Annotated in this window: 8 protein-coding genes; 5 read left to right on the top strand and 3 right to left on the bottom strand. The window is 55.6% G+C overall.

Going from position 1 to position 14,239, the window contains the following annotated elements:
- Nucleotides 1-97 precede the first annotated feature (97 nt).
- From iroC to ACWKX3_RS08780, 3 genes are all read right to left on the bottom strand, one after another.
- Nucleotides 98-3,757 (bottom strand): salmochelin/enterobactin export ABC transporter IroC, encoded by a 3,660-nt coding sequence (iroC, locus tag ACWKX3_RS08790; RefSeq protein ID WP_454541605.1) that lies wholly within the window; start codon nt 3,755-3,757, stop codon nt 98-100.
- A gap of 141 nt (nt 3,758-3,898) precedes the next feature.
- Nucleotides 3,899-5,014, bottom strand: coding sequence for a salmochelin biosynthesis C-glycosyltransferase IroB (gene iroB / locus ACWKX3_RS08785; protein WP_058610605.1), 1,116 nt, complete (start codon nt 5,012-5,014; stop codon nt 3,899-3,901).
- 576 nt (nt 5,015-5,590) lie between these two features.
- On the bottom strand, nt 5,591-6,397 hold the full coding sequence (locus ACWKX3_RS08780; protein WP_152996872.1) for a DUF1460 domain-containing protein: 807 nt from the start codon (nt 6,395-6,397) through the stop codon (nt 5,591-5,593).
- A 394-nt stretch (nt 6,398-6,791) separates the two neighbouring features.
- Between ACWKX3_RS08780 and ACWKX3_RS08775 the strand changes: the two genes are divergently transcribed.
- The 5 genes from ACWKX3_RS08775 (at nt 6,792) to ACWKX3_RS08755 (ending at nt 14,225) form a co-directional block, all read left to right on the top strand.
- On the top strand, nt 6,792-7,979 hold the full coding sequence (locus ACWKX3_RS08775; RefSeq protein ID WP_006177320.1) for a macrolide efflux RND transporter periplasmic adaptor subunit EtsA: 1,188 nt from the start codon (nt 6,792-6,794) through the stop codon (nt 7,977-7,979).
- Nucleotides 7,976-9,916 (top strand): MacB family efflux pump subunit, encoded by a 1,941-nt coding sequence (locus ACWKX3_RS08770; RefSeq protein WP_454541604.1) that lies wholly within the window; start codon nt 7,976-7,978, stop codon nt 9,914-9,916. Before ACWKX3_RS08775 ends, ACWKX3_RS08770 begins: the two co-directional genes overlap by 4 nt.
- A 3-nt stretch (nt 9,917-9,919) precedes the next feature.
- Complete coding sequence (locus ACWKX3_RS08765) at nt 9,920-11,290, top strand: efflux transporter outer membrane subunit (RefSeq protein WP_454541603.1); 1,371 nt, start codon at nt 9,920-9,922, stop codon at nt 11,288-11,290.
- A 184-nt stretch (nt 11,291-11,474) separates the two neighbouring features.
- Complete coding sequence (locus ACWKX3_RS08760) at nt 11,475-12,851, top strand: glycoside hydrolase family 1 protein (protein WP_042321087.1); 1,377 nt, start codon at nt 11,475-11,477, stop codon at nt 12,849-12,851.
- A 51-nt stretch (nt 12,852-12,902) separates the two neighbouring features.
- Nucleotides 12,903-14,225: a PTS sugar transporter subunit IIC gene (locus tag ACWKX3_RS08755; protein WP_042321090.1), complete on the top strand. Its 1,323-nt coding sequence runs from the start codon at nt 12,903-12,905 to the stop codon at nt 14,223-14,225.
- Nucleotides 14,226-14,239 lie beyond the last annotated feature (14 nt).

Raw genomic sequence — 14,239 nt, 5'->3', positions numbered from 1 at the left:
TCTCTTTGAATATGAAGGGTGTCAGTATAAATAGCTAAAGCGGCTATTCCGGGAACAGCCGCTTCAGCGCGTGTTTTTTAATGTCTTAGGTGCGCAATCACTCTTCCACGATTTCCCCCGTGATGGCGTGCTGGCGATGGAAAACAGCGCTGCCGACGCTGTCATGCCACAAGCGGGTATAGAGGCCGCCGGCCGCTAACAGCTGTGCGTGGGTGCCGTATTCGGCAAGCTGCCCCTTATCGATAACGGCAATCAGATCGCAGCGCTGCGCGGTGGTCAGACGGTGCGCCACAATCAGCGCCAGGTGCTTCCCGGCGTGCGCGACGTCTGTTAACGATGACATCAATCGCTCTTCGGATGTGCGATCCAGACGCGACGTGGCTTCATCAAGCAGCAGGATGTGAGCATTCGCCAGTTGTGCGCGGGCCAGCGCAATCAGCTGGCGCTGACCTGCGGACAGATCGGCACCGCCGTTATTCACCGGTGTCCGGAATCCCTGCGGCAGATTGCGCACCGTCTCATACAGCCCTGCCCGCTGAGAGGCAATCTCAACGTCCTCATTGGTACTGGATGGCCGTGAGTAACGAATGTTTTCCGCAATATCACCACTAAACAACGCCACATCCTGATCGACCAGCCCAATCTGGCGACGGTAATCGGCAAGCGAGGCATCATCAATCATCCGATCGCCAATGCTGATCCTGCCGTGGGTGGGGGAATACAATCCGGCGATCAGCTTAATCAGCGTTGACTTACCCGCACCGCTGCGACCAACGACCGCGACGACCCTTCCCTCAGGGATTGTCAGGGTAAGTTTGTTCAGCGCGGGTTCAGAACTGTCGGGATAACTGAACGTGACCTCATCAAGATGCAGCGCGCCAGTGGCGGGCGGTGCGGAAGAGGGCTCGATGTTCTCTGTGCCTTCGGTCGCCAGCAGTTCATTGATATGTTTGCCGCTGGCCGTCGCCTGCTGCCAGGCGTCGACAATTCCTGATAACTGCTGCACTGGCCCATAGAATTGCCCCAGCAGCAGGAAGAAAGCCGCCAGCACCCCGGCGGTCATTTCGCCTTCGGCGACCCGCGATGCACCCACCAGAAGAACGGCGGCATAGGAGGCCTCGGTGCAGAAGGTCAGGAACGGGAAATAGACGGCAAGGTATTTTTGCGCACGTACGCGGGTCGCACGGAACCGATCCGATAACGCGCGCAGCCGGGCGGCTTCCTGTTCCTGCTGGCCATGCGATTGCACAACGCGCAAGCCGGAGACTTTTTCCTGCAGGGTGCTGTTGACTTTGCCTATTTCCAGCCGCGCCTGCGCATAAGCAGGGGAGCTGAGGCGGCGATAAATCCAGGTTGCCAGTGCGACCACGGGCACCGCGCTTAATGCCGTCAGCGCCAGGAGCGGGTCGAGCCAGAACATGGCGGCGGCGATGGCGAACATTGTCACCATGCTGGTGGCTGCACCGGCAAGGCCGTTTTGCAGAAAACGGGCGAGCGAGTCCACATCTACGGTCATACGGGTCAGACGCGAATCGACATGCTTTTCATGCCAGGGGAGACCAAGACGCAGCATATGGCCGAAGCTGCGCAAGCGCACCGTATGCTGGACTGACTCTGCCGCTCTGGCGGCGAAGACAGTCTGTAGTGAATAACAGCACCAGCTCACGGCCACCAGGCACAGGGCGAATAGGGCACAAAGGCCGATAGTCGACATATCGCCTGTGGCAACGCCGGAGTCAATGCCGCGCTGCAGCAGTATCAGTACCCCGACGCCTGCCGCCGAATCGAGGGCGATCAGCAGGGCGGCGATGACGAACATCCACGCCACGGGCTTCAGCAGTGACGTGACTTTGCGGCCTTTACCGGCCAGCGCCTGCTGTACTGCATTTTCCGGCACGCGCGTCATACGGGCGACAAAGCCTTTATCCCCCGTCTGCGCCGCATCGTCTTGTGCCGCTGGTACGGTCGGCCACAATCCGTTAGGCCCACTGTGGGAAGGCGCGAGGAAATCGCCGTCGCCGGTCATCAGCGCGCGGAACGCCGGACAGCGCGCTTCAAGTTCTGCCTGGGTTCCGGTGTCCACCACCCGGCCCTTATCCAGCACCACAATCCGGCTGGCTAACTGAAGCGTCGAGCGGCGTCGGGCAATCACCAGCAGCATATGCTTTTCGTCAGCATAGCGACTCAGCGCGGTGTTGATCTCCGCTTCAGTACCGGCATCGACCGCCGAGGTGGTGTCATCGAGGATCAACACTTCCGGCGCGGTAATGAGCGCCCGTGCCAGCGCGATTCGCTGCCTCTGTCCGCCGGAAAGATTCGTACCGCGTTCGGTTAATTGGGTATCGAAGCCTTTCGGCAGGGCGGTGATAAAATCGCTGGCTCCTGCTGCCCTCGCCGCAAGGCGAATGTCGTCCGCCGTTGCCTGAGGGTGCCCGTAGGCGATATTTTCCGCCACCGTACCGGCAAACAGAAAAGCATCCTCAAACACAACGCCTACCCGACGACGAAGCGCCTCCAGCCTGAGATCGCGGAGGTTCTGTCGGCCTGCGCTGGTGTTGAGCCATATCTCTCCGGCGCTGGGATCGTAAAAACGCGCCAGCAGCATCAGCAGCGTGGATTTCCCGGAACCCGATGCGCCCACTACCGCCACGGTTTCACCGGCGTGCAGGGAAAAGGAGACATCGCTGAGGATGCGTCTGCCGCCACGGTAGTCGAAGCTCATATTCTCCAGTTGCAGCCCGATAACCTGGCCGTTAACCGCCTCCGTCCCGTCTTCCATCTGCGAACGGGTGTCGATCAGGGCAAACACCCGCTCCACGGACGCCTGGGTGCGCTGGGCGATAACCAGAAACGATGCCAGTACGCGGGTTGGCCCGGTCAGCATCGCGAGGAAGCTGGCAAACGCCACGAAGGTGCCGAGATCGATGTGCCCGTGCATGACCGACCAGCCGCCGTAGCACAGCAGGACGATTTGCCCGAGCACCGGCAGCGCCAGCATGGTGGCGCCTGGCATCGCCTGCGAAATGGCCGCGCCGATGCGTACCCGCACCATCTGCCGCGACTGGCGATCCAGCCAGCGCGTTTCACGCAGCTCCGCCACGCAGGATTTTACCACTGAGATCTGCGCCAGCACCTCGCGCATATGTTCGGTGAGATTGGCCAGTCGGTCCGAGGCCAGCCCGGTTTGCGCGAAGACCCGGCGACGCGCGCGCAGCGCAGTGATAGCCAGGCACGCCAGTACGCACACGACGATGAGCGTCATGGCGGGTGACATCCACAGCATCACGGCAATGCCGGCAATGTAATAAGTGAACACCGCCAGCGGCACCGGACACATCTGCAGCAGGGTATGCACCTGCTGCAGATCGCTGTTGGTCCGTGAAATCACTTGCCCGGTGCGCAGTGCGTCCTGGCCTGCGCCGTCAAGTTTTTGAATACTGTCGAATGCCCGTCCTCGCAGGGTGTGCTGCACCCAGAGCGAGAGCTCCCCGGCATAACCGCGGCGCACATAGTTACCGATGAAATCAAAAAAGGCGATCAGCAATAGCCCGCAGGCCAGCCACGGCAGACGAGTCGGATTGCCCGCCAGCGCGTCGTTTACCGCTTGCCTTGTCAGCAACGGCGTCAGCGCGGCCAGCAGAATGGTCGAGACCGACGCTACCACCACGATGATGCTAAGTTTCTTACGTTCCCAGCACACGCGCGCCAGGCGAACTATCCAGGACCGCGCAGGTGTGGGAGAGTGAGTCGCAGGCATTAAGCCTCCTCCGTCTGTAAACAATAGGATCCGAGTCGGATCGCTGTGCAAAAAAGCGCCAGCCCGATCCGGTCCCGCATTGTTACGGGCGTATGACTCCTGGATGCGTGCTGGCGTATGATCGTCATGACGGCGCAGTGGCTACCCTTTCTGTATCCTCGCGATCAGGCTTTTCGCCACCTCGCTTGGACAGGGTTGCGCCGCCATTTCCGCCGCTACCTCTTCAGAGGCGTCGCGAAGCGCACGATTGTCGAGGAAAGCATTGATCATGCTGCTTGACAGGCCGTCGTCGCCGGGGATGATCCCGCAGCCGCGTTCGACAACAGCGCGGGCATTGACCGGGCGATCGGCACCCTGGCCGAAGACGATCTGTGGAATACCGGCGTGCAGCGCCGTCAGTGTATTGCCCGCGCCACCATGATGAATGAAGCCATCTGCGCCGTTCAGGAATGCTCCCATGGGTATCCAGTCGACCAGGCGAACATTTGAGGGTAGTGAGCGCAGATCCGACCGCGCATTGGCCGAAAGATGCAGGATGATCTCGGCATCGACTTCACTGGCGGAATCCATCACCCAGGCGATCAGGTCAAGACCGTCGACCATCGGTTTGACGGTACCGAGACTCACTAGCAGACGTTTACGGTCGGGCGTCCTCTCCCACCACGGTTCCCACACCGCGCCGCCGTTGTACGGGACGTACTGCATGGGAATAATGGGTTCGCCGTCGTTTTCAAGAATGCTCATGCTCGGTGGTGTTACGTCGATCCAGGCCATATCGCGCGGTGCGGCCCCAACGCCGTGGCGATGATAGGCGTCCGCGAGCGAACGCGTTACGCCTTTGATATGCCAGGGCGTATGGCCGAAGCCGACGGTTTGCATTACGACCGGTATATCGTATTTGGCGGCAATCAGAGGCCCGATGACGCCGAGCGGCGGGTAGATGATGAGATCGGGCCGCCAGTGTCCGGCAAACTCCACCAGGTGGTCGGCCATCTCTTCGCTGAAGAATGAGAAGTTGCCCATTTTTGTGCCGATGTTACTTTCTTTTCGCTGTGCCTCGCGACGGCGATAGTCAGCTTCAGAATCAAAACCGGGTGCGGCGTCAAATACCACCAGCCCCGCTTCTGCCGCTTTTTGGGCGAATTTTCCTCCGCTGGCGATCAGCACTTCATGGCCGTTAACGCGAAACGCCTGTGCCAGAGACAGCACAGGATACAGCAGCCCATAGAGAGGCGGGCCTACAAACAAAATACGCATGAGAAAATCCCTCTCCGCTTGACGAACTAAATCAGGAAGTCGACGCAGTCATATGCCAGCAGCAGGACGTTAATTTTCGTTAAGCCTGCTTTGACAGACGCCGCGTCCTTTTTGAGTTTCACCAGCCTGACGGACGGTCCTGTCGGTGACTATTCCGTGACGTAGGCGGGTGAATCGGGAATTCCTTGTCCCGGCTTCCATTAACGCTTTCGCGCCGTTGTCCTGTTGAATAGCCCAAACGGCGTCGTGCTGCCACGCCGCGGTGTTCTGATGCATTTGTTGAGTGTGAGACCGGTCAACAAACCTGGAGAGGCTTGTTTCCTGATACCTCTGTATACCTTGCCAGATAAACCATCAATGCAAATGCTAATGATAATAATTACTATTATCATATTTGGATTGCAACTATAATTAAGCACGTAATGCACAATGATTCGTTTATGGGAAAAATCGCAGGTTGGGCTCAGCAAAAGGGGACTCTGTGGATTATGCATTCACGTTCGTGCAGACATTTCGGATGGAAAATGTCATGTCTTGAGCAGAACGTGAAGGTAAGCACACAGGATGATGGGCTGGTCACTCAGCGCGCAGAACGACGATGCCCGGTTTTGCGCGCATGTATTCCAGAAACGCCGAATCCACCACTCTTCTGTTTGCATCCAGTGAGGAGGCATTTCTGAACCATACCTGACCGTCGTGGCGGACCACTATACCCACATGCGAAACGTCCAGCCCCTCAAGCGGAGAATAGACGCCGACATAATCTCCGGTTTTCAGACGGTCCAGTACCTGCTGAGTGATGGCGTTTCCAGAAATATAATTAATTTTACGGTAATGGATGCCCAGGCCGGGGATGTACTCACTCCCATCCGGTTTGCGGTTAAGTTGCTTGTCGACGACAACATAATCAGGGCTAATATCCGGCGTAACGTCCCGGGCATTGCGTGGTTGTGTGGCGAACCAGTCAGAGAAGAAGTGCCGACGGCTGAGATAGTCAACATTCCCGTGGGTGTAACGAACCTCCGCCACATTATGCAGAAATGTTGTCTCGTCATGGCTGCGCGTCAGGGCCTCGACGTAATCCACCAAAGTAAAACAGTCCACGCCGTTGAAATTCGCGACAAGCGCTTCGGGAGTGTCGGGCCCTCCGATAAGCGTGTCAGCCTGGTAAGGCGTACCGAGAAAAGCAGACGACACGCGGCTGATAATCTCCCCGTGTTTTTGACCTGAAAAAGGGATGACATCCGACCGGATTATCCGGCTGACTTTTTCCGCCGTCACGCTGTCCATGAGGGTCTGATATTTTTCTGTATGGGGTATGGCACAGGAAGTCAGATATACCGACATCAGTAAAACTGTCCATGCTTTTATTTTCACAGTCATCTTCCTTAAAGGTGCAGGTGGGACTTTTACCTTTAAGAAAGATGATTGTAATTGAAATAAAAAATCGCTATTGGTTTATTCCCGGTTGAAAAATCAGGAACTGAATAATGAAAAATGTGAAAGCCATCATACGACCTGACGCTCTTATGGGGTCTGATCGCTCAGTGATGTCTTTATGCATGTGGTTGCCGGAAATTTTATCGATTCCGGCGCAGAATCCCACTCTGGCGGCGGTTTACAGGCGGACCTGGAGATTCTGCGTAATGGATTGCGGGGTGGAAAAATCCGATGACGTTATTTCACCAAATAGCGCGGTGTTTACTTCCCGTAAATACTGGCGATGTTACTATGATGCCTGATTCACTGCTGTTTATCGTTATGGAAAACCTGCGTAATGCTAACAAAATTCCCTCCCCGACGCGTATTGACCTGTGCTGCGGCTCTGCTAATTATTTTTAGCATCGCCTTGTTTTTCTTCCTGAGAAGCCCCGAGGTCCCTGAGTATGTTACCGCTCCAGTACGCATCGGCGATATTGAAAACGCCGTACTTGCTACCGGTCGAATTGATGCGATTGAGCGGGTCAACGTTGGGGCACAGGTTTCTGGCCAGGTTAAGTCGCTGAAAGTGAAGTTAGGCGATCGTGTCACTAAAGGACAGCTCATCGCTGAAATTGATGACGTGCCGCAGCGTAATGATTTACGCAACGCAGAAGCTGCTCTCAACGTGGTAAAAGCGGACCTTCAGGCTAAGCAGGCGCAGTTGAAGCAAGCCTCATTGCGTTTTAAGCGCCAGCGCCAGATGCTAAATGAGGATGCCAGCTCAAGAGAAGATTTCGAAACGGCTGAAACCACGCTGGCCAGTACCCGCGCTGAGTTATCGGCACTGAACGCCAAACTCGTCCAGGCGCAAATTGATGTCGACAAGAAAAAGGTCGATTTGGGTTATACAAAAGTTGTTGCTCCCATGGACGGCATTGTTATTGCCGTTGTCACCCAACAGGGCCAAACGGTTAACTCCAGCCAAAGTGCGCCGACCATTATTAAACTCGCACGTCTGGACGTGATGACAATTAAAGCCCAGATCTCTGAGGCGGATATCACGCGAATTTCACCGGGACAGAAAGCCAGATTCACCATTTTCTCTGAGCCGGATAAGCATTATGACGCCACGTTACGTACCGTAGAACTGGCCCCTGAGTCGGTTATGAAAGATGATAGCCTGGCCAGCAGTAGCTCATCCTCGGGGTCAGGCACGTCAAATGCTTCGGTGTACTACAACGCGCTGCTGGATGTTCCCAATCCAGAAAATCGGCTGCGAATTGCCATGACAGCACAGGTGACCTTGCTGGCTGGAGAAGCTAAAAATACGTTACTGGTGCCGATTCAGGCTGTGCACAAAGTGAGTGGCAACAAGCAGCAGGTGCAGATATTGACCAGTGATAACCGGCTGGAAACCCGTGAGGTCAAAACCGGCATTACTAACAGTGTGGATATCCAGATCCTGGACGGTGTAAAAGTCGGGGAACATGTTGTGTTATCGCAGCCGGGTGAAAAAGCGCCCGGGGAAGGGTTTGTATCTTGAGTAATATCATAGAACTCAAGGGCATCAGCCGCACCTACCGGAACGGTGGACAGGATCTCACCGTGCTTAAAGGGATTGATTTGACTATCGCTGCCGGGGAGATGGTCGCGATCATCGGTGCCTCCGGTTCCGGTAAGTCAACCCTGATGAATATTATGGGCTGTCTCGATGTCCCTGATTGTGGCGACTACTATATCAGCGGTCAAAATGCCGCCCAGCTTTCACCTGACGATCTGGCAAGGATCCGCCGTGAGCACATCGGTTTTATCTTCCAGCGTTATCATTTAATGCCCGACCTGAGCGCGTTAAGTAACGTTGAAATTCCGGCGATTTATGCCAATAGCGAGCGCGAAAAGCGCCGTCTGCGCGCGGCGACATTGCTTGGAAGACTCGGGCTGGAAGGTCGTGAACATCATAAGCCGGGAGAGCTTTCAGGCGGCCAGCAGCAGCGTGTAAGTATTGCCCGCTCGCTGATTAACGGCGGTGAAATCATTCTGGCGGATGAACCCACCGGCGCGCTGGATACGCAGTCCGGTCAGGAGGTACTGTCAATACTCAGTGAACTGAATCAGCGTGGCCATACCGTGGTTATGGTGACACATGATATGAAGGTAGCGCAGCATGCTAACCGTATTATTGAGCTGCGTGACGGTGAAATTATTTCTGATACCGGCAGTCGTGTTATCTCCGGGATTGCCCTTAAACGACCTGACAGCGTTCAGCAAAGCTGGTGGCAAAGTATTGTTGATCGTACCCGTGAATCCCTGCACATGGCGTTAAAAGCGATGAATGCGCATCGCCTGCGCACGACGTTAACCATGACGGGCATTATTTTTGGTATCGCCGCGGTTGTTACGGTGGTGGCATTGGGTGAAGGCGCGAAACAGCGAACCCTTGATAATATCAAGGAGCTTGGAACCAACGTGGTGAGCATCTACCCGGGAAGGGATTTCTTTGACGACAGCACCGAAGCCATTCGTACACTGGTCCCGGCAGACGCCGAAGCATTAGCAAAGCAGGGGTTTGTTGACAGCGTCAGCCCCGAAGTTAACGCTTCCGACAACATTCGCTTTCTGGGTAAATCCGCTACCGCCACGATCAACGGCGTTGGGCGCGATCATTTTCGCGTAAACGGTATTGAACTGTTGCAGGGATCAACTTTCCAGGACGATCGAAATGCCTCGCAGGAAGTCATCATTGATGAAAACGCCCGCAAGGCGTTATTTGACGATGCGGGACTCAAGGCACTTGGGCAAATCGTTTTTCTGGGTTCCGTGCCTGCACGGGTTGTCGGCATCGCCAAAGGGAACAGCCGAAGCTATGCGCCTAATCGCATTAACGTCTGGATGCCTTACAGCACGGTGATGTACCGAATGACAGGAAAACCGGTGTTGACCAGCATCAGCGTAAGGCTTAAGGATGATGTTGCCAACGAGGCAGCGGTCAGCGCTATTTCTCAGCTTCTTACCCAACGCCACGGCGTGAAAGACTTCCAGCTTTATAATTTCGAGCAGATTCGACAATCAATCGAACGGACCTCAATGACCTTTAGCATCCTGATTCTGATGGTGGCCTGCATCTCACTGATGATCGGCAGCATTGGGGTGATGAATATCATGCTGGTGTCGGTCACGGAACGGACCCATGAGATTGGCGTGCGAATGGCGGTCGGTGCGCGTCAGGGCGATATCATGCAGCAGTTTATGATTGAGGCTGTGCTGGTATGTCTGATAGGCGGAGTGTTAGGTATTGCACTGTCGTATGCTGCCGGAGCGCTGTTCACCGCGCTGGCAGGGGGCCTTTTCACCGCCATTTATTCGTGGCAGGCCGCTGCTGCCGCATTCTTCTGTTCAACGTTAATCGGCATGATCTTTGGTTATCTCCCTGCCCGCAAGGCAGCAAGGATGGATCCGGTCGTTTCACTGGCCAGCGAGTAACGCATGAAAATATTATCCCCTTTAACGGTATGCCTTGCTGTCCTGCTTAGTGCTGGCTGCGCCGACTCTCTGAAAAGCGACTATCAGCCTCCTGAGGTGAAATACCCTGCCAACTGGTATCAAGCGGATGCTGCGGAGGAGAGGATGCCGTTCGACTGGCAGGCCTTTAACGATCCAGACCTCGACGGCTGGCTGCGGCAGGTGATGGTGCGCAATAACGATGTCGCTAGAGCGGTATTGCGTGTGTATCGCGCCCGCCTGGACGAAGAGCGGATCGGCATCGCAAACGATCCGGGACTCAAAGGTTCGCTCGCGCTTGACGGTAAAAAACAGCTGAACAGCTCAGCCAACTGGAGCAGGGGCAGCGTTGCCAGTATTAATACCAGCTATGAGCTGGATCTGTGGGGCAAAATAGCGCGGCAGCGCGATGCGAAGGCGTGGGCACGTTTTGCCTCGGAAGAGGATCTGCGTTCTGCCCGCCTGACGCTGCTTTCAAATGCCAGTAATAATTACTGGCGCTTAGGCTTTATTAACCAGAAGCTGTCTGTCCTGCAACAAAGCATCGACTATGCAAAAGAGACGCTGCGCCTGGCTAACGCGCGTTATGCCGCGGGCGGTGCCTCCTCTCTGGATGTTGTGGATGCGCAGCAGGGCGTGCTTTCGCAGGAAAACAGGCTGGCAGCGTTGAAGAATGAACGTTTACAGGCGCTCAATCAGCAAGCCGTTTTGCTTGGAACCGCGCCGGGCAGCGCGATAGTCGAACCGAAAGCGTTACCAATGGGACCACTGCCGCAGGTCAGTGGAAAGATCCCGGTCAACGTGCTGCGGCATCGACCCGATATCAGCGCTAAAGAGTGGCGGGTACGGGAAGCATTGGCCACCGTTGATGTCCAGCGTACTGCATTTTATCCAGCGTTTAGTCTGACCGGCTCGCTTGGCACCAGCAGCAGCAGCCTTATGGCCTTCCTGGAAAATCCTGTAGGCTCTGTTGGAGCAAACCTGACCCTGCCGTTCCTGGAATGGAGAGAAAGGGGCATGGACGTGAAGATTGCCCGCAACGACTACGAGCAACGGGTTCTGGAGTTTAAACAGGAACTTTACAAGGCGATGAGTAGCATAGAAGATGCGCTTGCTTTGCGTCATCAACTCCTGGAACAGGAGACGCTTCTACGTGAAGGCCTGGAACTGGCGAAAAAATCAGAGAGGCTAAACGAAGTTCGCTACCGCCAGGGCGCGGTGCGAATTTCTTTCTGGCTTGATGCTCAGGAGAAACGCCGTCAGGCCGAACTGGCACTGTATGAAAATCGCTTTAACCAGTTAAATAATCTGGCAAAAATCTATATGGAGTTCGGCGGTTCGGTATCTTTCCCCTGAAGTGCGCAGACTCATTTACGTCTGGCAGCAAAAGGACTTGCTGCCACGGCGCTGTTCGCAAGACATCCCTCGTCATTATTCAAACCCATCTCACAAAAATCGTTCCTCCCCTTTGATCGAAATTTCATCTCCGGCTATATGACTAGTCATATCATTTAAATGACTAGTCATACAGGAGGCAACCATGAATCAATCACTGCCAGCAAACTTCTTATGGGGCAACTCGGTGTCGAGCATGCAGACGGAAGGGGCATGGAACGAGGGCGGAAAGGGGATGTCGGTGTACGACATTCGCGAAGCCGGTGAAAATATCTCTGACTGGAAAGTGGCGACCGACTCTTACCACCGTTACCGGGAAGACTTTGATTTGATGCAGGATCTGGGCATGAACTGCTACCGCTTTCAGATCTCCTGGAGCCGCGTCTGCCCGCAGGGTGACGGCGACTTTAACGACGAGGGTATCGCCTTTTACGACCGCTTTATCGATGATTTGATCGCCCGAGGCATTGAGCCGATGGTCTGCCTCTACCACTTCGATATGCCGCTGGCGCTGGCGCAGGAGTACAACGGATTTAACGATCGTCGCGTCGTGGAGGCGTTTATCCGCTACGGCAAAAAAATGATCGACTGCTACGGCGACCGGGTGAAGTACTGGCTGACCTTTAACGAGCAGAATATTTTCCACATGCCGATAGCCTTCCGCATCTCCGGCTATATGAAAGGGGAGGAAACCCTGCGCGAGCTGTACGAAGTGCAGCATCACACCATGGTGGCGCACATGGCGCTGACCGAGTATCTGCACCAGTCCCGGCCAGGCCAGCTGATGGGCGGCATGCTGGCGCACCAGCTGATCTACCCCGCAACCTGCAAGCCGCGCGATATCTTCTGCGCCCAGCAGTACGACGAATTCCTCAACCAGAACCTGCTGCGCGTCTTTGCCGGCCAGGGCTACAGCCCGGCGGTGATGGCGGTAGTGGAGCAGCAGGGCTTTGGCGATATCTACCGCGCTGAGGATCTGGCGCTGTTCGCCCGCACCAAAAACGATTTTATGGCCTTTAGCTATTACGCCAGTAAAACGCTGGACAGCGACGCGATCCCGGAAGGTACGCCGGTTAACTATTACCTGCAGCACGGTGAAAAGAACAACCCGTATCTCAAGGCAACGGAATGGAACTGGCAGATCGACCCTATGGGCTTTCGCACCATCATCACCCGCTACGCCAACGACTGGCGCATGCCGGTGTTCCCGATTGAAAACGGCATTGGCGTCATTGAGTCCTGGGACGGCGTGAACCCGATTGAGGACACGTATCGCATCGACTATCACCGGGCGCATATCGAGGCGATGAAGGCGGCGATGTTTGAGGATGGCGCCGAGGTGATGGGCTATCTCGGCTGGGGGTTAATTGACATCCTCAGCTCGCAGGGCGATATGCGCAAACGCTACGGCGTGGTGTATGTCAACCGTGAAAACCACGACCTGAAAGACCTCAAGCGCGTGCCGAAGAAAAGCTACGCGTGGCTGAAACAGGTCATCCATACCAACGGACGCGAGATGTAAGCCGTACGCTGCCAGGCCGTTTTTGTGACTGATTGATGGGAAATATCCGCTATGTCTGAAGCAAAAATAACACCGCATATGCAGTCTTTTGTCGACAAATTTGTAGAGTTCTCGGCGCGCCTGGCAAACCAGGTGCACCTGCGCTCGTTGCGCGATGCCTTCGCCACGGTGATGCCGATTTTCATCCTCGCCGGGCTGGCGGTGCTGGTGAATAACGTGGTGTTTCCGTGGATCTTTGAAGGCGACACGTTGGCGCAGTTCAAGGTGTGGGGCGAGGCGATAATCAACGGTACGCTGAATATCGCCGCGCTGCTGCTGGCCCCGATGATTGCCTGGGCGCTGGCGCGTAACAAAGATTTCGACAATCCGGTCTCGGCAGTGGTTATCGCCGTCAGCAGCTTTATCATCATGATGCCGATGCAGCTTTCGCTCACGCCTGCAGGCAGCCAGACGGCGGTCAACGTTACCCAGGTACTGTCGTTTGGCAATATTGGCAGCACCGGGATTTTCGCCGGGGTGCTGATTGGCCTGCTGTCGACGGAAATCTTTATCGCCATTTCGCGCCTTAAGGCGCTGCACATTTCTCTGGGGGAAAATGTCCCACCTGCGGTGAGCAAATCCTTTACCGCGCTGATCCCGACGATCATCACGCTCTCTCTGTTTGCCGTGCTGGCCGCCGTGCTGGCGAATGTCCTGCACACGGATCTGATCCACCTCATTACCACCTTTATCCAGCAGCCGCTGCGCCTGATTAACACCAGTCTTCCGGGGACGATTTTTATCTACAGCTTCGGCAACTTCCTCTTCACGCTGGGTATTCACCAGTCGGTGGTCAACAGCGTGATTCTGGAACCGTTCCTGCTGATTAACACTAACGAGAACATGCTGGCCTTTGCTAACGGTCAGCCGATCCCGCATATCATCAACAACATCTTTGTCCCGACCTTTGGCATGATCGGCGGTACGGGCAGCACCATTTCGCTGCTGATCGCCATTTTCATCTTCTCGCGGCAAAAATCGGCGAAGCAGGTGGCCCGTCTGTCCCTGGCGCCCGGCCTGTTTAATATCAACGAGCCGGTTATCTTCGGCCTGCCGATTGTCTTTAACCTGCCGCTGATGATCCCGTTTGTTCTTCTGCCCGCTATCGGCATCTATTTCGCCTGGCTCTGCACCACCCTGGGGTTGATGTCGCGCTGCGTGGTGATGATCCCCTGGACCACGCCGCCGATCCTCAGCGCCTGGCTGGCAACAGCGGGGGACTGGCGTGCCGTGGTCGTGCAGTTGGCAATCATGACATTTGGTGTATTCTTCTACCTGCCTTTCCTCAAAATAGCCGAGAGAGTGGCGCTGAAAAACAGCGGGATAGAAAACTAAACAGAAGGACAGGA

This window comes from Enterobacter sp. UPMP2052 (assembly GCF_053709675.1).
Note: the sequence above shows the minus strand (reverse complement) of the source record. Positions and strands in the feature narration are given on the sequence as shown.

Coding starts and splice junctions, on each gene's coding strand:
- ACWKX3_RS08755 (WP_042321090.1), top strand. CDS start 12,903: ATGTCTGAAGCAAAAATAACACCGCATATGCAGTCTTTTGTCGACAAA.
- iroC (WP_454541605.1), bottom strand. CDS start 3,757: ATGCCTGCGACTCACTCTCCCACACCTGCGCGGTCCTGGATAGTTCGC.
- ACWKX3_RS08775 (WP_006177320.1), top strand. CDS start 6,792: ATGCTAACAAAATTCCCTCCCCGACGCGTATTGACCTGTGCTGCGGCT.
- iroB (WP_058610605.1), bottom strand. CDS start 5,014: ATGCGTATTTTGTTTGTAGGCCCGCCTCTCTATGGGCTGCTGTATCCT.
- ACWKX3_RS08780 (WP_152996872.1), bottom strand. CDS start 6,397: ATGACTGTGAAAATAAAAGCATGGACAGTTTTACTGATGTCGGTATAT.
- ACWKX3_RS08765 (WP_454541603.1), top strand. CDS start 9,920: ATGAAAATATTATCCCCTTTAACGGTATGCCTTGCTGTCCTGCTTAGT.
- ACWKX3_RS08760 (WP_042321087.1), top strand. CDS start 11,475: ATGAATCAATCACTGCCAGCAAACTTCTTATGGGGCAACTCGGTGTCG.